Raw genomic sequence first — 21,524 nt, forward strand, 5'->3', positions numbered from 1 at the left:
TGAAATCCTTGTTCCGCAAGCCCGAAGTCCGCTACGCCGCCTCCTGACCATCAACTATTTGCCTTACGGGTCAATAATTCCTCCGCCCCGGCAATTCGGGCACATGCCACGGATGCCGCCGGGCGGGGCTGACAAACGATCATCCGTGGTTCCATACTGCCCCGGTCCCGTTTCCGCGCGTGGGTGTTACATCCCGCGGAGACGACGGCTCACGCGCGTGCCCGCGATGGCGGGTCACCCCTGGGGAAGAGGTACCACTTCTGATGTTGGGACAACGAGGACGACACTGGGCGCGGGTCGCCCTGGCGGCCATCGCCGGCGGCGCCCTGGCGCTCGGCGTGGCCGGTGCGGCCGCCGCGGCCCCGGCCACCGGTGTGGCCAAGGTGGTCAAGAACACCGAGGTCATCCTGAAGCTCGACGGCAAGACGCTTACCACGTCCGCGCTCGCCCTGAAGATCGACGGCAAGCTGGTGCCGGCGTTCTGCATCGACTACCGCACGAACGTGAAGAACAACGGCACGTACGGGGAGGGCACCTGGGACGAGTCCCAGGTGAAGAACCTCGGCAAGGTGCAGTGGGTGCTCACCCACGGCTACCCGAACGTCGACTCCACCAAGCTCCTCGCCGCCGCCGGCGTGGACACCAAGATCGGCAAGAGGCAGCTCGACAACCTGCTCTACTTCGGTACCCAGACCGCCATCTGGCACTTCAGCGACGGTATCGAGCTGGGCGCCTGGGAGAAGGACCTGCAGCCCCGTAACCAGTACGAGGTGATCACGAGGGTTCGTGACTACCTCGTCAACAACGCCACCGACCAGCCGGAGCCGCATGCCGAGCTGTCTGTCGACCCGGCCAGCGCCACCGCGACGGTCGGCGGCAAGGCCGGTCCGTTCACGGTGAAGGGCCCGGCGGGCGTCATCACCGTCGCGGCCACCGGCGGCACCGCCGTCGACGCCGAGGGCAAGCCGGTCACCACGACCACCAACGGCGCGCAGTTCTGGCTGGCCGCCGAGGCCGCCGGCACGGTAAACGTGACCCTGACCGCGCAGGACTCGGTCTCCTTCGGCCGCGTGTTCCTGTTCACCGGCCCGAAGAAGGCGCAGAAGCTGATCCTCGGTGGCAGCACCGGCGCCACCGTCACCGCCCGGGCCGCGGCCACCTTCGCCGCCGTCACCGCGACGCCGCCGGCCACCGCATCGCCGACCCCGAGCGCGTCGGCCTCGCCGACCACCCCGTCGACCACCCCGTCGGACTCGGCGCAGCCGGCCAGCCCGGCCCCGTCCACCTCGCCGGCGAGCAACGGTGGCGGCCTGCCGCTGACCGGTTCGCCGATCGCGGCGGCGGCGACCGCTGGTCTGCTGCTGCTCGCCGCGGGCGCGGTGGCCGTTCTGGTGGTGCGTCGCCGCAAGGTCCGCTTCACCGCCTGATCCATTGCGCCGCACCATCGGCCCCGGCACCGCGCGCGCGGGGCCGGGGCCGATGTCGTCGTGGCGACCACTGGTGATCAGAGAGTCGTCCGCGACACCCTCGTCCACCCAGCCGTTGCTGGTGCCCGTGCAGCGGACGCGGACATCGTCCGGACGGGCAAAGAACGGTGCGCGCACGATCGGCTACGGACTGGCCGATCTCGGTCGCGGGGCAGCGCACAGAAACCGGATCTGAGCGTCGCGCGGGTCTTCCAGCAGGTCATGTACGTCGAGTGGTGGACCCTCACGCCGACCGTTTTATGATCATTTTTCAAGTATCGACATCGTGGCGGGCAACTAACGGCTTGATAACGGCACCTTCACGGAAGAGGCCAGTGGGTGTCACAGTGGCAGCACCTCACCCTCGGTGTGTGGCACTCCGTACGGCAGACGACCATGATCTCCGCTGCTTCCCGGCGGGTTCGTGGTCGCGACGCCTGCGTAGGGTCGTGCCCCGTCGGGTGGGGAGCCCGGCGGATCGGAACATCAGGGGTGTCCGCAAACTTCCCTGTGGTCCCGGCGACCTCCGCCCCGGGGTAGCCGGGCGGTGTCACCCCCAAACGTGCGTGAAACCCACGACGGAACCAGGTTAGAAAGAGGAGGCCCCTCGAATGAGAGTCTCGAAGCGGGCGACGAGCGCGATCGCGCTCAGCGCGGCTGCCGCGCTTGTCGCGAGCGGTTGCTCGAGCGGTGACGGCGACGGCGACGCCGCCGCCAGCAAGGATGGCGGCATCGTCATCCACAGCGTCCAGCCGGAGAACCCGCTGGTTCCGTCGAACACCACGGAGACCGGCGGTGGCAAGGTCATCGACTGGCTGTGGACCGGCCTGGTCGAGTACCCGAACGACGGCGGGGCCCCGCGCAACGCGCTGGCCGAGTCCATCGACACCAAGGACTCCAAGGTCTTCACGATCAAGATCAAGAAGGGTACCAAGTTCCACGACGGTACCGTGGTGAAGGCGAAGAACTTCGTCGACGCCTGGAACTGGGCCGCGTACTCGCCGAACGGCGCGCAGAACGGCTCCTTCTTCTCGGACATCGCGGGCTTCGACAAGACCTACACCGAGGACCCGGACGGCCCGGACGGCCCGCAGAAGGCCCCGGCCCCGACGGCCAAGGAGCTCTCCGGCCTGAAGGTCATCGACGAGCAGACCTTCGAGGTCACCCTCGCCGCGCCGACCGCGGTCTTCCCGACCAAGCTCGGCTACAGCGCGTTCATGCCGCTGCCGGACGCGTTCTTCACCATGAAGCCCGAGGAGTTCGGCAAGAAGCCGATCGGCAACGGCCCGGTGAAGTTCGTCTCGTGGCAGGACAACGTCCTCATCAAGCTCACGCGCTTCGACGACTACGCCCTGCGTGACAAGATGAAGATCAAGGACGTCGACGTCAAGCTGTACCAGGACGAAAACGCGGCTTATGTCGACCTGCTGGCCAACAACCTCGACTTCATGGAGGTCGTCCCCACCTCGGCGCTCGCCGGCGACAAGTGGAAGACCGACCTCGGTGACCGGGGCCTGAACACGGTCACCCCGACGACCGCGTTCATCGCGTTCCCGATCTACGACAAGCGCTTCCAGAACCCGAAGCTGCGTCGTGCGGTCTCGCTGTCGATCAACCGGCAGGAGATCTCGGACAAGATCTTCTTCGGCACCCGCAAGCCGGCCGACAGCTGGGCGAACCCGCTGACCCCGGGCGCCAAGCCGGGTAACTGCACCGCCTGCAAGTTCGACCCGACCACGGCCAAGCAGCTGCTGACCGAGGCCGGCGGCTTCACCGGCGAGATGGTCTTCTACTACAACTCGGACTCCAGCCACAAGGACTGGATGGACGCGGTTGCGCAGCAGGTCAAGACGAACCTCGGCATCAACGCTCGCGCCGAGGGCATCCCGACCTTCGCGGTGTTCCGGCAGAACATCAACGCCCACAAGATGACCGGCCCGTACCGTGCCGCCTGGCAGCAGGACTACCCGGACGTGGAGAACTGGGTCAACCCGCTCTACGTCAAGGGTGGCTCCACCAACGACGGCCTCTACAGCAACCCGCAGGTCGACGCCCTGGCCAAGCAGGCCAGCGCCGCGCCGAGCCTGGAGGCCTCGCACGAGGCGTTCGCCAAGGCCGTCGAGGTCGTCGACCAGGACGTCCCGAGCATCCCGATCTACTTCTACGGCCAGCAGTCCGGCCACTCGGAGAAGATCAAGAAGCTCGAGCTGAACAACGTCGGCGAACTCGACATCACCTCGGTCGAGCTCTGATCCGTACGGTCTGACCCCGGGTCGGGCTCGCCACATCCGGTGAGCCCGACCCGGGGCCGTTCCGCAAGTGGGTGCTACAACACTCCACTCGCCACGCTGTCACCACCGTGTCGGCCGTCCGACGCGCCCCCTGTCTGGAGGACCACCCCATGGGCCGTTATCTGTTGAGACGGCTGCTCCAACTCGTGCCCGTCTTCATCGGCTCGACCTTCCTGATCTACTGGCTCGTCTGGTCCGTTCCGGGCGACCCGTTCGCGGGCAAGTGCGGCGAGCGCCGCTGCCCGGATCAGTACGTCGCGTACATGACCGAGAAGTACCACCTGGACCAGAACGTCTTCGTGCAGTACGGCAACTACATGAAGAACCTCCTCCAGGGCGACTTCGGGCAGACGTTCTCGCAGCGCGACATCGGCGACATCATCGCCACGGCGTACCCGAACACGCTGAAGCTGGCCCTGGTCGCGCTCGCCATCGAGGCCGTCATCGGCCTCGGCGCCGGCATCCTGACCGGTCTGCGCCGCAACGGTTTCCTGGACAACCTGGTCCTGGTCTCGACCCTCTTCCTGCTCGCGCTGCCGGTGTTCGTCGTCGGCTTCGTGCTGCAGTGGCTGCTGGGCGTGCAGTGGCACATCGTCAAGCCCACCGTCTCGTCCGAGATGCGGTTCTCCGAACTGCTCGTCCCGGGCTTCGTGCTCGGTAGCGCGTCGGTGGCGTACATCGCCCGGGTGGCCCGCACGAGCATCGCGGAGAACCGCCGCGCCGACTACGTGCGCACCGCCATCGCCAAGGGCCTCCCGATGCGTCGGGTCGTCGGTGTGCACCTGCTGCGCAACTCGCTCATTCCGGTGGTCACCCTGCTCGGCACCGACCTCGGCGCCCTGATGGGCGGCGCGATCGTCACCGAGGGCATCTTCGGCATCAACGGAATCGGCCGCGAGGTCTACCGCGCGATCGTCACCAAGGAAAGCGCTACCGTGGTTGGCATCGTGGTCGTACTGGTGGTCGTCTATCTGGTGATGAACCTGTTGGTCGACCTGCTCTACGCCGCCCTGGACCCGAGGATCCGTTATGAGTGACCCAAGCACCGCATCGATTGTCAGCACCCCTCCCGCCCAGTCGACCGACACCCCCGCCGCCCCCGGGCCGCAGGGCAACGAGAAGCCTCGTGGTCTGCTCGGTGACGCCTGGCGCGACCTGCGCCGCAAGCCGCTGTTCTGGATCTCGGCGACGATCATCGTCATCTTTCTGTTGATGGCGGCCTTTCCGTCGCTGTTCGCCCCGGGCGACCCGGTCAACGGAGCGCTCTCGCGCAGCCTCAACAAGGCGTCCGGCGACGCGTGGTTCGGGTACGACCTGCAGGGCCGGGACGTCTACGCCCGGGTCATCTACGGCGCCCGTGCCTCCATCGTGGTCGCCGTGCTCTCCGTGGTCGGCACCCTGCTGGTCGGCGGCGCCATGGGCATCATCTCCGGCTACGTCGGTGGCTGGGTCGACACGGTGCTCAGCCGGGTCGCCGACGTGTTCTTCGGGATTCCGTTCGTGCTCGGCGCGATCGTCATCCTCACCACCTTCAACGGATCGGGCAGCGCCAACAGCAAGACCGAGATCATGGGCCTGGTGACCATCTCGCTGATCGTGCTGAGCTGGCCGGTCGTGATGCGGCTGATGCGCTCCTCGGTGCTCGCCACCAGGGAGGCCGACTACATCGTCGCGGCCCGCGCGCTGGGCGCCGGCAGCGGCCGGATCATCCTCAAGCACCTGCTGCCGAACTGCCTGGCCCCGCTGCTGGTCTACGGCACGATCATGGTCGGCTCGTTCATCGGCGCCGAGGCCACCCTGTCGTTCCTGGGTGTCGGCCTGAAGTCGCCGGTGGTGTCCTGGGGCATCATGATCAGTGACGGGCAGCAGTTCATCCGGGTCGCGCCGGGGCTGGTGTTCTTCCCCGCCGCCTTCCTCGTCGCCGCAGTGCTGAGCTTCGTGATGCTCGGTGAGGCGGTCCGCGAGGCCCTCGATCCGAAACTCCGCTAGGGGAGATCCAGTGTCCGACATTCTCGTGTCCGAGCAGTCCGCGCCGGGATCCGGCGGGTCCGGGCGTCCCCCCGGCCGGCTGCTCGAGGTCGACGACCTGCGGGTGGAGTTCCGTACCCGGGACGGCGTCGCAAAGGTCATCAACGGGGTCACGTACCACGTCGACGCGGGGGAGACCCTCGCCGTGCTCGGCGAGTCCGGCTCCGGCAAGAGCGTCACGGCGCAGACCATCATGGGCATCCTCGACACGCCCCCCGGCTTCGTCACCGGTGGGCAGGTCCGCTTCCACGGCAAGGACATGCTCCGCATGTCCAGCGAGGAGCGCCGTCGCATCCGCGGCGAGGGCATCGCGATGATCTTCCAGGACGCGCTCTCCGCCCTGAACCCCGTCTTCACCGTCGGGTTCCAGATCGCCGAGCAGTTCCGGGTCCGGCGGGGCATGGGTCGCGCCGAGGCCAAGAAGCGCGCGATCGAGATGCTCGACCAGGTCAAGATCCCGAACGCCAAGGGCCGGTTCAACAACTATCCGCACCAGTTCTCCGGTGGTATGCGGCAGCGCGCGATGATCGCGATGTCGCTGGCGCTCGACCCCGAGGTGCTGATCGCCGACGAGCCGACCACCGCGCTCGACGTGACCGTGCAGGCCCAGATCATGGACCTGCTCGCGGAGCTCCAGCGTGAGCGGCAGATGGGCATGATCCTGATCACCCACGACCTCGGCGTGGTCGCCGACGTCGCGGACCGGATCGCCGTCATGTACGCGGGCCGCATCGTCGAGGAAGCCGACGTGTACGACCTGTACGCCAAGCCGGCGCACCCGTACACGATGGGTCTGATCGACTCGATCCCGCGGCTCGACGAGAAGGGGCAGCAGCTCCGGACGATCAAGGGTCTCCCGCCGAACCTGATGAACATCCCGCCGGGCTGCCCGTTCAACCCGCGCTGCCCCATGGCTCAGCCGGTGTGCCGGGAGAAGGTCCCCCCGCTGCTTCAGGTGGGCCACGCCCGGGCCAGTGCCTGCCACTTCGCCGAGGAGCTGGTGAACCGTGTCTGAGAACATCCTCGAGGTCCGTGACCTGGTCAAGCACTACCCCGTCACCCAGGGTGTGGTGTTCAAGAAGACCGTCGGCCACGTCAAGGCCGTCGACGGGGTCTCGTTCGGTCTGCGGGCCGGCGAGACGCTCGGTGTCGTCGGCGAGTCCGGCTGCGGCAAGTCGACCCTCGCCCGGGTTCTCATGAACCTGGAGAAGCCGACCGCCGGCAGCGTGGTCTACAAGGGCCAGGATATCTCCAAGCTCTCCGGTGGGGCGCTGCGTCGCCTGCGTCGGCAGATCCAGCTGGTCATGCAGGACCCGTACACCTCGCTGAACCCGCGGATGACGGTCGGTGACCTGATCGGTGAGCCGTTCGAGATCCACCCGGAGGTGGCACCCCGGGGTAGCCGTCGGGCCAAGGTCCGCGAGCTGCTCGACCTGGTCGGTCTGAACCCGGAGCACATCAACCGGTACCCGCACCAGTTCTCCGGCGGTCAGCGTCAGCGCATCGGCATCGCCCGGGCGCTCGCGCTGCGGCCCGAGGTGATCGTCTGCGACGAGCCCGTCTCGGCGCTGGACGTCTCCATCCAGGCCCAGGTCATGAACCTGCTGGAAAAGCTGCAGGGTGAGCTGGGGCTGTCGTACGTCTTCATCGCCCACGACCTGTCGGTGGTCCGCCACCTGTCGGACCGCGTGGCGGTGATGTACCTCGGCAAGATCGTCGAGATCGGCACCGAGGACGAGATCTACGAGCGGCCGACCCACCCGTACACCCAGGCGCTGCTCTCGGCCGTGCCGGTGCCGGACCCGACCCAGCGGAACAACAAGACGATCATCCGGCTCACGGGTGACGTGCCGTCGCCGATCAGCCCGCCCTCGGGCTGCCGGTTCCGGACCCGCTGCTGGAAGGCGCAGGAGGTCTGCGCCCAGCAGGATCCGCTGCTGGAGATCCGGGGCGACTCGGACCATCCGAGTGCCTGCCACTTCGCGGAACGGCGCGAGATCGTCGCCACCCACGAGGCCTGAGTCACCGGAACCGCCTGCCGCCGTCATCACGACGACGGCAGGCGGTTCCGTCTGTCGGGGGCCCGCCGGGCCCTCAGAGCGGGCCGCGCCCCGCCCGCAGCAGCAGCAACGCCAGTTGCGTGCCGTCGGCGCCGAGCGCGAGCCGGAAGCGTTCCAGGATGTCCCGCTCCCGGGAGAGCACCAGGCGCGTGCCGCCGGAGGCCATCCGCGTCGCGCCGACCTCCCGCGACAGCGCTGCCCGCTCCTGCCAGAGCGTGATCAACGCGTGGTCGATCTCGTCGATCCGCTCCCTGATCTGCACAATCCGCGCGGCGGCGTTCGGCTCCACGGTGCCGGTGCGCGCATCGGCCGGGTCGCCGGATTCCCCCGGGGGGCCCGCCTCCGACACGTCCCCCTTCGCCGGGACCGGTGCCGGGTCCGGCTGGGCCGGGCCGCCGTTCTGCTCCACCACGTCTGTCATCATCGGGTACCTCTCGCGCTGTGGTGCCCCGTGCCCGCAACCCGGGACGAAAAAGCCCCGGACTCCAGGAGCCCGGGGCTTTTCGCAGGTCTGATCGATCAGGCGCGACCCACGGCAGCCGGACTCCCGGTGCCGTAGTAAAAGTAGTAGCGCACAGCGATCACGCCGTCGAGTATGCCCACGTCGGTCCCCGGTACGCAAGGATCCCGGCGCCGATCCTGACGTCGTGGCTTTCGCAGGCGGCCTCGACGAGCGGGTCGCACCGGTCGGGAAGTGTCCGGCTGGCGGCATAGACTTGTCGCGCGATGCATCCTCTCTTCGACATCCCCGCGTCCCCGCCCGCGCCGGAGTCCGCGCCGGCCCGTCCGAACCGCCCCGGGTCGGCCTCCGCCCGCCTCGATCCGCGGCAGCTCCTCGACGGGTTGAACGGGCCGCAGCGCGACGCGGTCAGCCACGCCGGCTCCCCGTTGCTGATCGTGGCCGGTGCGGGATCCGGCAAGACCCGGGTGCTCACCCACCGGATCGCGTACCTGCTCGCCGCACGGGACGTCCATCCCGGCGAGATCATCGCCATCACGTTCACCAACAAGGCGGCCGGCGAGATGAAGGAGCGGGTGGCCGCGCTGGTCGGCCCGCGGGCCCGCCTGATGTGGGTGTCGACGTTCCACTCGGCGTGCGTCCGCATCCTGCGCGCCGAGCACCAGCACGCCGGCCTCAAGTCGACGTTCTCGATCTACGACGCGGACGACTCCCGCCGCCTGATGCAGTTGGTCGCCCGTGAGCTGGATCTCGACCCGAAGCGCTACCCGGCGCGTGGGCTGGCCGCCCAGGTCTCCAACCTCAAGAACGAGCTGGTCGACCCGGAGCAGTTCGCCGCACGGGCCACCGGGCCCAACGAGCGGGCCCTCGCCGAGGCGTACACGCTCTACCAGCGCCGGCTACGCGAGGCGCACGCGCTGGACTTCGACGACCTGATCATGACGACGGTGCATCTACTCCAGTCCCACCCGCACGTGGCGGAGAGCTACCGGCGGCGGTTCCGGCACGTGCTGGTGGACGAGTACCAGGACACCAACCACGCCCAGTACGTCCTGATCAAGGAGCTGGTCTCCGGCACCGACGGGCTGGAGCCGGCCGAGCTGTGCGTGGTCGGTGACGCCGACCAGTCGATCTACGCGTTCCGGGGCGCGACGATCCGCAACATCCTGGAGTTCGAGCGGGACTTCACCGACGCGCGCACGATCCTGCTGGAACAGAACTACCGCTCCACCCAGACCATCCTCAACGCGGCCAACGCGGTGATCGACCGGAACACGTCCCGCAAGCCGAAGCGGCTGTGGAGCGAGGCCGGCGACGGCGAACGGATCGTCGGCTACGTGGCGGACACCGAGCACGCCGAGGCCGACTGGGTGGGCCGGGAGATCGATCGGCTGGTCGACGCCGACGAGACCCGGCCCGGTGACGTCGCCGTCTTCTACCGCACCAACGTCCAGTCCCGCGTCTTCGAGGAGGTGTTCATCCGTGCCGGTCTGCCGTACAAGGTCGTCGGCGGGGTGCGCTTCTACGAGCGCAAGGAGGTCCGCGACGCGCTGGCGTACCTGCGCTCGGTGGTCAACGACGACGACACAGTGAGCCTGCGGCGGGTGCTGAACACCCCGCGGCGGGGGATCGGCGACCGTGCGGAGGCGTGCGTCGAGGCGCTGTCCAGCCGCGACCGCATCTCCTTCGGCGCGGCGCTGCGCCGGGCCCGGGAGGCGCCCGGCATCTCCACCCGGGCGGCGAACGGCATCGCCGACTTCGTGGCGTTGCTCGACGGCGCGCGGGAGCTGGCCGAGACCGGCACGCCGGAGGAGGTGCTGGAGGCTCTGCTGACCCGCTCGGGCTACCTCACCGAGCTGGAGGAGAGCCTCGACCCGCAGGACGCCGGTCGGGTGGACAACCTCCAGGAGCTGGTCAGCGTCGCTCGGGAGTACACCGAGCGGATCGAGGCCCTGGGCGAGGACGGGGAGCGGGCCACCCTGGCCGGGTTCCTGGAGCAGGTCGCGCTGGTGGCCGACGCCGACCAGATCCCCTCCGACGACCCCGACCACCAGGGTGTCGTCACCCTGATGACGTTGCACACCGCCAAGGGCCTGGAATTCCCGGTGGTCTTCCTGACCGGGCTGGAGGACGGCGTCTTCCCGCACCTGCGCTCGCTCGGCGACACCCGTGAGTTGGAGGAGGAGCGCCGGCTGGCGTACGTCGGGATCACCCGTGCCCGGCAGCGCCTCTACCTGTCCCGGGCGGTCACCCGCTCCGCGTGGGGGCAGCCGTCCTACAACCCGCCGTCCCGCTTTCTGGAGGAGCTGCCGCCGGAGCTGGTGCGCTGGGAGCGCACCGAGGGGTCGTACACCTCGTGGGCCGGCGGGGGCGGCGGCGTCGGTGGCCGCGCGGACCGCGCGCCCGGCGGGCGCGGCACCTTCACCGGGGGTACGCCGAAGGCGGCCCAGCTTGCCCAGCGGCTCGGCGTGGACGGCAGTCGCCTGACCACGGCCAGCGAATTGCCGCAGGGGCCGAAGGTGGCGGCCGGCGACCGGGTCAACCACCAGCGCTACGGGCTGGGGCGGGTGCTCGCCGTGGAGGGGCACGGCCCGGGTGCCCGTGCGCAGATCGACTTCGGCGACCAGACCATGTGGCTGGTCCTACGACACGCCCCGGTCGACAAGCTCTGACCGCCGCGCCGCCCCGTGCGTCTCGGCCGAGACGCACGGGGCGGCGGTGCTCAAGGGGGCGCTCAGCAGCCGAGGTCTACGCCTCGGGTTCGCATGAACGGGGCGGGGTCGATCTGGTTCCACATGCCCTGGTGCACCTCGAAGTGCAGGTGCGGGCCGGTGGCGTCGCCCGTGGCGCCCTCGTAGCCGATCACCTGGCCCGCCTTGACCTTCTGCCCGACGGTGACTGCGATGCGGCTCTGGTGGGCGTAGTGGGTCAGGTAGCCGTTGCCGTGGTCGATGAAGACGGAATTCCCGTACCCGTCGGCGGCGTCGCCGGCCTGGGTGACCGTGCCGGCCGCCGCGGCCCGGATGGGAGTGCCGGAGGGCAGCGCCAGGTCGATACCGGCGTGCAGGGTGCCCCAGCGCTGGCCGAAGCAGGAGGTGACGGACGCGCCCGGCATCGGGTCGACCCAGGCGGCCGTCGGCTTGGCGGTCTTCTTCGGCTTCGGCTTTGCGGTGGCGGTCTTCGTCGGCGATGGGCTGGCGCTGGGCGTCGACGGGCTCACGGTCGGGCTGGCCGACGGGGAGGCCGGCGCGCTCGACTCGCGCGCCGAGCGGTCGGCCCGGCTGGCGGCCTCGGCCCGGGACTGCGCGTCGAGCGAGACGGCGGTGGGCGCGGGCCGGTCGGGTCCGCTGGTGGCGACGGCGACGCCGCCCAGCCCGAGGGCGACCAGGCCGGCCGCGCCGAGCACGATGAGGCGGTTCCGCCGGCGGGCGCGCCGAGGCTGCTCGTCGATGGTGTCGGGGGTGTTCTCGTTCTGGATGGGGCTGTCTTCCTGCACGGCGGACCTTCAGAGTCGAGGGGCACTTGACCTCGAAATACTGGTGCCGGGCCGAGCGGGGTGGCCGCCGGGACCGAACGACCGGCCCGCCGGCCGCAGACAACCCGGCCTGTTATGCGCTGGTCTGGGGCGTTCCATCCGGAAAAGTGATCATGCCGACCGTGTGCTGAGCCACAGTCGGTGCTGTGACCCAGGAGACATCCCGACGAGCTGGCGCAGACGAAACCGCCCGGATCGGCAGATCCGGGCGGTCAACAGTCAGTACGCAGCGTCAGGACGCGGCTACCTCGCTGTAGATTGCCTCGACTTGCAGCTTGATGTCCACTCCGCGCTCCTGCAGGTACGGGACGGGGTCGATCGGCGCGCCCTTGACATGCAGCTCAAGGTGCAGGTGCGTGCCGTACGCGTGACCGGTCTGGCCCACGAGGCCGAGTTGGTCGCCCGCCTTGACCTGCTGGCCCTCCTTGACGCTGAGCGCGGAGGAGTGGCCGTAGATGGCCTCGCTGCCGTCGGCGTGCTGCACGATCACCGTGTAGCCGTAGCCGCCGAACCAGCCGGCCTTGGTGACCAGGCCGTCGTGGACCGCCACGTACGGCGTGCCCTCGGGGACGACCAGGTCGACGCCGGTGTGCAGCTTGCCCCACCGCATCCCGTACGGGGAGTTGAAGTCGTAGCCCTGCAGCGGCAGCATCCAGACCTCGGGTTCGGCCGCGTCCTTCGTGCGGCTGTCCCGGGAGGCGCGGTCGGCGTTGTCGGCACGGGCCGCGGCGTCCTGGCTGGTGATCGACGCCTGCTTGAGCTCGTCGAGTACCGAGGGGCTGACATCCTTCGCGTCCGGAAGGGCCGAGGCGCCCAGCGCGACGATGCCCGCGCCGACGAACGCGGTGGTGACGACTGCCGCGTAACGGCTACGCGGGGGGGTGGGTACGCGGCGGCGACCGCGATATCGATCGGGCTCAGACGACAGGCGCTGGCGCACGCACACCCTCCGTTGTCGGGCTTCCGAGGCGGCTGGTGGGCGTCCGTGAGGCTCAGGTGAACGTCTGCCGACCGCGTCGTCACCCGTCCATGGACCTGATGACAACCGTGGACACGTTAGCCAACCAGCAGGCGAGTCACAAGACATAGCGCCGAATTGGCGTGTCGATCTGTCCGTTTGCGTCCATGATTGTCACGCATCGTGCCGTCAAACGGTGCCCCCGTAACTGCCCGTTCGTCGCCGAGCGTGACCGATCCGGCGGACTCGTCCGGCTTGACGGTACGGCTGGTTCGATGGCGGGCGCCAGGGTTGCTTCCGCGAACTCGGGGATGTCGGACGTGTTTCCGGCCCGGATTTCCCGACCCCGGTCGGGCGGGTTACCGTTCGTTCAGGTGAAGGCCGTGAAGCCGGTGAAAGGTGTGCGCTGATGAGCTCTCGAATTCGGGTCGTCGTCGCCAAGCCAGGTCTGGACGGCCACGACCGCGGCGCGAAGGTCGTCGCCCGGGCCCTGCGGGACGCCGGGATGGAGGTCGTCTACACCGGCCTGCACCAGACGCCCGAGCAGATCGTGGAGGCGGCCATCCAGGAGGACGCCGACGCGGTCGGTCTCTCGGTGCTCTCCGGCGCGCACATGACGCTCTTTCGCCGGGTGCTGGAGCTGCTCGGCGAGCGCGACGCCCGGGACATCGTCGTCTTCGGTGGCGGCATCATCCCGAACGACGACATCCCGGAGTTGGAGAAGCTGGGCGTCGCGAAGATCTTCACGCCGGGCGCCACCACCCAGGCGATCGTCGAGTGGGTCCGCGAGAACGTCGCGCAGCCGGTCGCCTGAGGGGAGCCGCTCCTGACGGCAGCCGTGCTGCCCGGGAGCGCCGGAATCCGGGCACGGGGGAGGGGCCGGACGCACCCCTCACACGTCCGGCCCCTCTATGCACGATGCCCCGCCGCCACCCCTCGACCGACAGGGCATCGGCCGTATCCCGTCTTTGCGCTGCTCAGCGCGCCGACACCTGACTCAACGACGCCCCGACGGGCGGGTTACGGACCCCCAGCAACATCCTCCGGACGATTGACGCCGCGCACGGCGCGGCCGGAATCCGCCCCGTTCGGCACGGGGTTGTGCATTACCGCACACCGCGCACCCGCTCGGTTGCCGGCGGTGCACACCTCGCTAGGCTGCCGCCAATGGCCTGTTTCAACTGATGACAGGCGTCAAACTGTTTTCTGAACGCTGGTGGCGGCGCGACGGCGCGCCGCGGAGACGGGACGGGACGCGCAATCGTGGACCTGTACGAGTACCAGGGGCGGGACCTGTTCGAGCGGCACGGCTTGCCCGTGCTGGCCGGCGGCGTCGCCACGACCCCGGAAGAGGCCCGCGCGATCGCCGAACGCCTCGGCGGTCGAGTGGTCGTCAAGGCGCAGGTGAAGGTCGGCGGCCGAGGCAAGGCCGGTGGCGTCAAGCTTGCCGAGGGCCCGGATGAGGCGGTGGCCAGGGCCACCGACATCCTCGGCATGGACATCAAGGGTCACACCGTCCACAAGGTCATGATCACCGTGACGGCGGACGTGGCCGAGGAGTACTACTTCTCGTACCTGCTCGACCGGGCGAACCGCACCTTCCTCTGCATCGCCAGCGTGGCCGGCGGCATGGACATCGAGCAGGTCGCCGCCGAGGCGCCGGACCGCGTCGTGAAGGCGCCGATCGACGCGAACACCGGTGTCGACGAGGCCAAGGCCCGGGAGATCGTCACCGCGGCCGGCTTCCCGGCCGAGGTCGCCGACCAGGTCGTCGAGGTGGCCGTCGGCCTGTGGCAGGCGTTCGTCGCCGAGGACGCCACCCTGGTCGAGGTGAACCCCCTCGCGAAGAACGGCGACGGGCGGCTGCTGCTGCTCGACGCCAAGATCACTTTGGACGAGAACGCCGCGTTCCGGCACCCGGACCACGAGGCCCTGGTCGACCAGGCCAGCGTGGACCCGCTGGAGCAGGCGGCCAAGGAGAAGGACCTCAACTACGTCAAGCTCGACGGCGAGGTCGGCATCATCGGCAACGGCGCGGGTCTGGTCATGTCGACCCTCGACGTGGTCGCGTACGCCGGTGAGCGGCACGGCAACGTCAAGCCGGCCAACTTCCTCGACATCGGCGGCGGCGCGAGCGCCGCGGTGATGGCGAACGGGCTGGAGATCGTGCTGTCCGACCCGGCCGTGAAGAGCGTCTTCGTCAACGTCTTCGGCGGCATCACCGCCTGCGACGAGGTCGCCAACGGCATCATCCAGGCGCTCGCCCTGCTCGAGCAGCGCGGCGAGCAGGTCACCAAGCCGCTCGTCGTCCGCCTCGACGGCAACAACGCCGAGGCCGGCCGGGCGATCCTGGACGGCGCGAACAACCCGCTCGTGCAGCGGGTGGACACCATGGACGGTGCGGCCGAGCGGGCCGCTGAGCTGGCAGCTGCGGGGGTCTGATCATGGCTATCTGGCTGACCAAGGACTCGAAGGTCATCGTCCAGGGGATGACCGGCTCCGAGGGCTCCAAGCACACCCGGCGGATGCTCGCCGCCGGCACCAACGTGGTGGGCGGCGTCAACCCGCGCAAGGCGGGCCAGAAGGTCGACTTCGACGGCACCGAGCTGCCGGTCTTCGCGTCCGTGGCGGACGCCATGGCCGAGACCGGGGCCGACGTCACCGTCATCTTCGTGCCGCCGCAGTTCACCAAGGCCGCCGTGGTCGAGGCGATCGACGCCGCGATTCCGCTGGCCGTGGTGATCACCGAGGGCGTGCCGGTGCACGACACCGCCGCGTTCTGGGCGTACAACCTCGCGCAGGGCGAGCGGACCCGCATCATCGGGCCCAACTGCCCGGGCATCGCCTCGCCGGGCGCGTGCAACGCCGGCATCATCCCGGCCGACATCACCGGCTCCGGCCGGATCGGCCTGGTCAGCAAGAGCGGCACGCTGACCTACCAGATGATGTACGAGCTGCGCGACATCGGCTTCTCCACCTGCGTCGGCATCGGCGGCGACCCGATCATCGGTACGACGCACATCGACGCCCTCAAGGCGTTCGAGGCCGACCCGGAGACCGACGCCATCGTGATGATCGGTGAGATCGGCGGCGACGCCGAGGAGCGGGCCGCCGAGTTCATCAAGGCCAACGTCACCAAGCCGGTGGTGGGCTACATCGCCGGCTTCACCGCGCCCCCCGGCAAGACCATGGGCCACGCCGGCGCGATCATCTCCGGCTCGGCCGGCACCGCCGAGGCGAAGCAGGCGGCGCTCGAAGCCGTCGGGGTGAAGGTCGGCAAGACGCCGACCGAGACCGCGAAGCTGATGCGGGAGATCATGTCCGGCAACTGAGCCGGCAGAGCAACAGCGAAGGGGTCGACCGGAACCGGTCGGCCCCTTCGTCGTACCGCCGGCTCAGTCGTTGTTCCAGAACGGGTAGTTGCCGGTGAGGCGCAGGATCGACCCACCGATGATGTTGATCACGCCGAACGCGATGGCGAGGTAGCCGAGAACCGGCGACTGGCCGTTGCGCCGCGCGTCGCGCAGTGACAGGTAGCCGAAGATGATGCCGAGGATGCCGCAACAGATCAGGCCGAGGACGATGCCGAGCACGCCCCAGAGCGTGGTGCGGTCCCGGCCCCTGGCCGGCGGTGGCGGGGGCGGCGGGTATGCGGTCGTCACGACTACCTCCGGTCGGTCGTGGGCGGCGGGCGGACCCGGGCCGCGACCGGCGGATGGGACCCGATGGCGGCTAGGGCCACCCCCCTCTGGGCCGAGGCTAGACCCGTCCGGGCCGTCCGGAACCCGGTTCGCCCAACTCGCCGCCCTCCGGGGCGGGTTAACGGACTGCCACCGCCCGCGCGACGTGCCAGAGTAGAGCGGATGTCCCCCATCACCCCTGACCGTCCCAGCCGTGCCGGCGGCGTACGCGCCGTCGACCGGCCGGTCGACCGCGCCGCGCCGCGCCGACGGGTGCCCGCGCCCCGGGCCGGTGGGTCGCCGCGTGGACGGGCGCCGTTGCCCGTCGCCGCCGGGGTGGCCGCCGGCGGGGCCGCCCTCACCTCGTACCTGCCGGTGGCCGTCGTGCTCGGCCTCGTCCAGCTCGGCGCGGATTCCACCACGCTGGGCGGCACCCTGCGCACCGCGCTGGCCGGTTGGCTGGTGGGGCACGGCGTGCCGCTGCACACCGAGGCGGGCCCGTTCGGGCTCGCCCCGCTGGCGTTGACCGTGCTCGCGCTCTGGCGACTGAGCCGGGCCGGTGTGCACGTGAGCCGCGCGATCGGCGCCCGCGACAGCCGTTCGCCGCGCCGAGCGCTTATCGCGGCCGGATCGGTCGGTCTGGCGTACGCGCTGCTCGGCGCGCTCGCCGCCGTGCTGACCCGCGCGCACGGGCCGCAGGTGTCCCCGGTGCGCGCGGCGGTCACGTTCGCGGTCGTCGGCACGCTCGGCGCGCTGGTCGGCGCGATCCGGATCACCGCCGTGACCCGGCTGCTCGTCACCCGGATACCCGGCCCGCTGCGCGACGGCGTACGCACCGGTCTGGTGGCCGTGCTCCTGCTGCTCGGCGCGGGCGCCGGCGCGGCCGGCCTGGCCGTGGCCATGGGCGGCGGTGACGCGGCGGACATGATCGGCGCGTACCGGACGGGGGCGGCCGGGCAGGCCGGGATCACCCTGGTCAGCATGGCGTACGCGCCGAACGCGGCAGTCTGGTCGACCAGTTATCTGCTCGGGCCGGGCTTCGCGGTCGGCGTCGACACGGCTGTGCGTACCAGTGAGGTGTCCGTCGGCGCGCTGCCGGCCGTGCCCCTGCTCGCTGGCCTGCCGCGCGGCCCGGTGGACGGCCTCGGCGCCCTGTTGCTCGCGGTGCCGGTGCTGGCCGGGATGGTCGCCGGCTGGCTGCTCGCCCGCCGGCTGGCCCGCGTCGCCGGGCCGGAGCGTGCCCCGCGGCGCTGGGCGGAGTTGTTGGCGCCGGCGGCGCTGGCCGGCCCGGTGGCCGGTGTGCTGCTCGGCGTCGCCGCCGCGGCCTCCGGCGGGCCGCTCGGCGCGGGCCGGTTGGCCCAGCTCGGGCCGGTGGCCTGGCAGGTCGGCGCGGTGTCGACCGGCGTCGTCGCGGTCGGTGCGCTGCTCGGCGCCGCCGCCACCCGCGTGCTGGCCCGCACCACCGGAGCACCACCGCCGCGCCCCACCGCCTGACCGCACAGGGACCGCCCGACCCCGCCACGCCCTCCGTCGATCATCAAGTTGTTGTCGCGACACGCCGTGGCGAGGGGCGACAACTTCATGATCAATGGCGTAGGCGTAGGCGTAGGCGTAGGCGTAGGCGTAGGCGTAGGCGCAGGCGCAGGGGCGGTGGCACGAACGGCGCGGGGCGCCCCGGACGAATCCGGAGCGCCCCGACAGGGTGGGAGCCGATCAGGGCTCGGTCGGCAGGTTCACGTTCCCGACGATGCCCACGATGAGCAGCAGGATGCCCAGGCCGACGCCGACCGCGCCGCAGATCAGACCGGCCTTCGCCTGACCGGCGTTGCTGGCCTGGCCCTGGGCGACCTTCTGCTTGGCGAGGTAACCGGTCACCACGCCCGCGATGCCCACCGGGATGCCCAGGTAGAGGCAGCAGATCAGTGGGATCGACGCGATGCCGAGAATCATCGACACCAGGCCGAGAGTGTTGTTCTGCCCCTGAGCCTGCGGGTACCCGGCGTTCGGGTACGTCGGAGCGCCATAGGGCTGCTGCTGGCCGTACGGCGCCTGCGGCTGCTGCCCGTACGGGGCCTGCGGCGCGCCGTACGGGTCCTGCGGCGGCTGGCCGTAGGGCTGGCCCGAGGTGGGCTGGCCGTACGGCTGGCCCGAGGTGGGCTGCTGGCCGTACGGGGCGGCCGGCGGCGGGGCGTACGGGTCGTGCGGCGGCTGGGGTGCGGTCGGGTCGTTGGGCTGCTGGCCGTACGGGTCCTGACCGGGATTACCGGGCTGCATTCGAGAGAACTCCTTGGACTGGTTCCGTCAGTTGGTGCTGCTGTTCCCACTCATGATCGCGCCCAGACCACCCAACGCACAGCACAGCAGCACGATGACAAGCCACGCGATGCCCACGATGAGGGCCCACTTCGACCACTTGCGCGACTCTGCCGCGGCGGCCTGGGCGCCGGCGTAGTCACCCTGCTGCAGGAGCGGGTTGACCTTCGACGCGTTGATGATCGCCGGGATGGCCAGGGGCCAGAACAGGAAGATGGCGACGATCGACATCGTCATGTTGTTGTTCATGGGCGGTTGCTGCTGGGGGTGGGCGCCGGGGTGCATGGGGTGCTCCTCATTCCATCGGCACGATCGGCGTGCCGGATCGCTGGCAGGGGTGTACGGACCGGCACGGTGTCCAGCCCGAGCGACCGGCAGCGTACCGGGTCGATGCTCGCCAGCACTGTCACGGATTCGGCGCGCCGCCCGGCCGAAGGGCGTTCCTGACCTGCCCGATAGGGTGTTGCGGTGACCGAGCCCGCGTCCGCCGCCCGCATCGTCGTCCTCATCTCCGGCTCCGGGAGCAACCTCCAGGCCCTGCTGGACGCCGCCGTCGACCCCGCGTACGGCGCCCAGGTGGTGGCGGTCGGCGCGGACCGCGACGACATCGCGGGCCTGGACCGGGCCGAGGCCGCCGGGGTGCCGACCTTCGTCGAGCGGGTCCGTGACCACGACAGCCGGGAGGCCTGGGACCGCGCGCTCACCGCGCACGTCGCCAAGCACCAACCCGACCTGGTCATCTCCGCCGGTTTCCTCAAGCTCGTCGGCCCGCACTTCCTCGCCGCCTTCGGCGACCGCTACCTGAACACCCACAACACCCTGCTGCCGGCGTTCCCCGGCATCCACGGCCCGCGCGACGCCCTCGCCTACGGCGTGAAGCTCACCGGCGCCACGCTCTTCTTCGTCGACGCCGGCATGGACACCGGGCCGATCGTGGCGCAGGTCGCGGTGCCGGTGCTCGACGACGACGACGTCGACACCCTCACCGAGCGCATCAAGGAAGCCGAGCGCCGCCAGCTCGTCGAGCAGGTCGGCCGTCTGGTCCGCGAAGGCTGGACCATCACCGGAAGGAAGGTCACGGTTCCGTGAGTTCCACTCAGGACGGGCGTCGCCCGATTCGGCGGGCGCTGGTCAGCGTCTACGACAAGACCGGGTTGGTCGAGCTGGCCCAGGCCCTGCACGCGGCCGGTGTGGAGATCGTGTCCACGGGCAGCACGGCGGGCACGATCGCCGCCGCTGGGGTGCCGGTGACGCCGGTGGAGACGGTGACCGGGTTCCCCGAGGTGCTCGACGGTCGGGTGAAGACCCTGCACCCGAAGGTGCACGCCGGCCTCCTCGCCGACCTGCGCAAGGACACCCACGTGGCACAGCTCGACGAGCTGGGCGTGGCCGCGTTCGACCTGCTGGTCTCCAACCTCTACCCGTTCCAGGCGACCGTCGCCTCCGGTGCGGGCGTCGAGGAGTGCGTGGAGCAGATCGACATCGGTGGGCCGGCCATGGTGCGGGCCGCCGCCAAGAACCACGCCTCGGTCGCGGTGCTCACCGACCCGGCCGGCTATCCGGCGCTGCTGGGCGCGCTCGACGAGGGCGGGTTCACCCTGGCCCAGCGTCGCGCGCTCGCCGCCCGCGCGTTCGCCGACATCGCCGAGTACGACGTGGCCGTCGCCCAGTGGTGCGCCCGCGAGCTGGCCCCGGCCGACGACTCCTGGCCGGCGTTCGCCGGGTCGGCGCTGCGCAAGTCGACGGTGCTGCGCTACGGCGAGAACCCGCACCAGCCCGCCGCGCTCTACAGCGACCCGGACGCCCCGGCGGGGCTCGCCCAGGCCGAGCAGCTGCACGGCAAGGAGATGTCCTACAACAACTACGTCGACGCGGACGCCGCCTGGCGGGCCGCGAACGACTTCGCCGACGAGCCGGCCGTGGCGATCATCAAGCACGCCAACCCGTGCGGCATCGCTGTCGGCGTCGACGTGGCCGAGGCGCACCGCCGGGCGCACGCCTGCGACCCGGTGTCGGCGTTCGGCGGCGTGATCGCGGTCAACCGGCCGGTCTCGGTCGAGATGGCCCGGCAGGTCGCGGACATCTTCACCGAGGTGGTGGTCGCGCCCGGCTTCGACGAGGGCGCGGTCGAGGTGTTGCAGGGCAAGAAGAACATCCGGCTGCTGCGCGCGCCCGCGTGGACCCCGGCGGCCGTCGAGTGGCGGTCGGTGACCGGTGGTGTGCTGACTCAGGTCGCCGACCGGGTGGACGCTCCCGGCGACGACCCGGCGAACTGGCAGTTGGCGACCGGCGAGGCGGCCGACGAAGAGCTGCTGCGCGACCTGGCGTTCGCCTGGCGGGCGGTCCGCGCGGTCAAGAGCAACGCGATCCTGCTCGCCAAGGACGGCGCGACCGTCGGCGTCGGCATGGGTCAGGTCAACCGGGTCGACTCGGCGCAGCTCGCGGTCACCCGGGCCGGTGCCGACCGGGCGCGGGGCTCGGCGGCCGCCTCGGACGCGTTCTTCCCGTTCGCCGACGGCCCGCAGATCCTCCTCGACGCCGGCGTCCGCGCCATCGTGCAACCCGGCGGCTCGATCCGCGACGAAGAGGTCATCGAGGCGGCCAAGAAGGCCAACGTAACGATGTACCTAACAGGAACCCGCCACTTCTTCCACTAAGGGGCCGTCCGTGAATTACATGGTTGTAGTTCCACTGTGACCCGGTGACCCGGTGAGTCGTTGGTTCGGGTGTGAT

19 protein-coding genes are annotated in these 21,524 nt (G+C 70.3%); 13 read left to right on the top strand and 6 right to left on the bottom strand.

Annotated features, from left to right (window positions below; translation table 11 throughout):
- The first annotated feature begins 263 nt into the window (after positions 1–263).
- The 6 genes from ACLQ24_RS22740 to ACLQ24_RS22765 all read left to right on the top strand — a co-directional run bounded on the left by ACLQ24_RS22740 (position 264) and on the right by ACLQ24_RS22765 (position 7,806).
- Entirely contained in the window at positions 264–1,427 is a 1,164-nt protein-coding gene (locus tag ACLQ24_RS22740; RefSeq protein ID WP_425893740.1) for a thioester domain-containing protein, read from the top strand.
- Between the two features lie 650 nt (positions 1,428–2,077).
- On the top strand, positions 2,078–3,718 hold the full coding sequence (locus ACLQ24_RS22745) for a peptide ABC transporter substrate-binding protein (protein WP_425893741.1): 1,641 nt from the start codon (positions 2,078–2,080) through the stop codon (positions 3,716–3,718).
- 149 nt (positions 3,719–3,867) lie between these two features.
- A complete protein-coding gene (locus ACLQ24_RS22750; RefSeq protein WP_425893742.1) occupies positions 3,868–4,794 on the top strand; it encodes an ABC transporter permease in 927 nt (308 codons plus the stop codon).
- Positions 4,787–5,746, top strand: a complete 960-nt coding sequence (locus ACLQ24_RS22755; protein ID WP_425893743.1) for an ABC transporter permease — start codon at positions 4,787–4,789, stop codon at positions 5,744–5,746. Before ACLQ24_RS22750 ends, ACLQ24_RS22755 begins: the two co-directional genes overlap by 8 nt.
- A gap of 25 nt (positions 5,747–5,771) precedes the next feature.
- The gene (locus ACLQ24_RS22760) at positions 5,772–6,800 is read left to right on the top strand and encodes an ABC transporter ATP-binding protein (protein WP_425893757.1); all 1,029 of its coding nucleotides are present in this window, start codon (positions 5,772–5,774) and stop codon (positions 6,798–6,800) included.
- Complete coding sequence (locus ACLQ24_RS22765; protein ID WP_425893744.1) at positions 6,793–7,806, top strand: ABC transporter ATP-binding protein; 1,014 nt, start codon at positions 6,793–6,795, stop codon at positions 7,804–7,806. The genes ACLQ24_RS22760 and ACLQ24_RS22765 overlap by 8 nt, the downstream gene beginning before the upstream one ends.
- 73 nt (positions 7,807–7,879) lie before the next feature.
- On the opposite strand, the gene ACLQ24_RS22770 is transcribed toward ACLQ24_RS22765, so the two are convergent.
- Positions 7,880–8,269, bottom strand: coding sequence for a chorismate mutase (locus ACLQ24_RS22770; RefSeq protein ID WP_425893745.1), 390 nt, complete (start codon positions 8,267–8,269; stop codon positions 7,880–7,882).
- A gap of 302 nt (positions 8,270–8,571) precedes the next feature.
- On the opposite strand from ACLQ24_RS22770, the gene pcrA reads away from it, so the two are divergent.
- Positions 8,572–10,977, top strand: a complete 2,406-nt coding sequence (pcrA, locus tag ACLQ24_RS22775) for a DNA helicase PcrA (RefSeq protein ID WP_425893746.1) — start codon at positions 8,572–8,574, stop codon at positions 10,975–10,977.
- A gap of 62 nt (positions 10,978–11,039) precedes the next feature.
- On the opposite strand, the gene ACLQ24_RS22780 is transcribed toward pcrA, so the two are convergent.
- Both ACLQ24_RS22780 and ACLQ24_RS22785 read right to left on the bottom strand, forming a co-directional pair.
- A complete protein-coding gene (locus tag ACLQ24_RS22780) occupies positions 11,040–11,801 on the bottom strand; it encodes a M23 family metallopeptidase (protein WP_425893747.1) in 762 nt (253 codons plus the stop codon).
- A 271-nt stretch (positions 11,802–12,072) separates the two neighbouring features.
- Positions 12,073–12,780, bottom strand: coding sequence for a M23 family metallopeptidase (locus ACLQ24_RS22785; protein ID WP_425893748.1), 708 nt, complete (start codon positions 12,778–12,780; stop codon positions 12,073–12,075).
- A 427-nt stretch (positions 12,781–13,207) separates the two neighbouring features.
- Between ACLQ24_RS22785 and ACLQ24_RS22790 the strand changes: the two genes are divergently transcribed.
- From ACLQ24_RS22790 to sucD, 3 genes are all read left to right on the top strand, one after another.
- Entirely contained in the window at positions 13,208–13,612 is a 405-nt protein-coding gene (locus ACLQ24_RS22790; RefSeq protein ID WP_425893749.1) for a cobalamin B12-binding domain-containing protein, read from the top strand.
- A gap of 449 nt (positions 13,613–14,061) precedes the next feature.
- Complete coding sequence (gene sucC / locus ACLQ24_RS22795) at positions 14,062–15,240, top strand: ADP-forming succinate--CoA ligase subunit beta (RefSeq protein WP_425893750.1); 1,179 nt, start codon at positions 14,062–14,064, stop codon at positions 15,238–15,240.
- A gap of 2 nt (positions 15,241–15,242) precedes the next feature.
- Complete coding sequence (gene sucD, locus ACLQ24_RS22800; protein WP_425893751.1) at positions 15,243–16,130, top strand: succinate--CoA ligase subunit alpha; 888 nt, start codon at positions 15,243–15,245, stop codon at positions 16,128–16,130.
- A gap of 63 nt (positions 16,131–16,193) precedes the next feature.
- Here the strand turns inward: sucD and ACLQ24_RS22805 are convergent, their stop codons facing one another.
- Entirely contained in the window at positions 16,194–16,460 is a 267-nt protein-coding gene (locus ACLQ24_RS22805; RefSeq protein ID WP_355247036.1) for a DUF4190 domain-containing protein, read from the bottom strand.
- A 201-nt stretch (positions 16,461–16,661) separates the two neighbouring features.
- Here ACLQ24_RS22805 and ACLQ24_RS22810 point away from each other — a divergent pair, with 201 nt between their 5' ends.
- Positions 16,662–17,972: a DUF6350 family protein gene (locus tag ACLQ24_RS22810; protein WP_425893752.1), complete on the top strand. Its 1,311-nt coding sequence runs from the start codon at positions 16,662–16,664 to the stop codon at positions 17,970–17,972.
- Between the two features lie 219 nt (positions 17,973–18,191).
- Here the strand turns inward: ACLQ24_RS22810 and ACLQ24_RS22815 are convergent, their stop codons facing one another.
- Positions 18,192–18,752 (bottom strand): DUF4190 domain-containing protein, encoded by a 561-nt coding sequence (locus ACLQ24_RS22815; RefSeq protein ID WP_425893753.1) that lies wholly within the window; start codon positions 18,750–18,752, stop codon positions 18,192–18,194.
- Positions 18,753–18,779: 27 nt separating this feature from the next.
- Positions 18,780–19,076 carry a CD225/dispanin family protein gene (locus ACLQ24_RS22820; RefSeq protein WP_425893754.1) on the bottom strand — a complete coding sequence of 99 codons (297 nt, stop codon included), beginning with the start codon at positions 19,074–19,076 and terminating at the stop codon, positions 18,780–18,782.
- 183 nt (positions 19,077–19,259) lie between these two features.
- On the opposite strand from ACLQ24_RS22820, the gene purN reads away from it, so the two are divergent.
- Entirely contained in the window at positions 19,260–19,880 is a 621-nt protein-coding gene (gene purN / locus ACLQ24_RS22825) for a phosphoribosylglycinamide formyltransferase (protein WP_425893755.1), read from the top strand.
- Positions 19,877–21,448 (top strand): bifunctional phosphoribosylaminoimidazolecarboxamide formyltransferase/IMP cyclohydrolase, encoded by a 1,572-nt coding sequence (purH, locus tag ACLQ24_RS22830; RefSeq protein ID WP_425893756.1) that lies wholly within the window; start codon positions 19,877–19,879, stop codon positions 21,446–21,448. Before purN ends, purH begins: the two co-directional genes overlap by 4 nt.
- Positions 21,449–21,524 lie beyond the last annotated feature (76 nt).

Source organism: Micromonospora sp. DT4, assembly GCF_049841675.1.
GTDB lineage: Bacteria > Actinomycetota > Actinomycetes > Mycobacteriales > Micromonosporaceae > Micromonospora.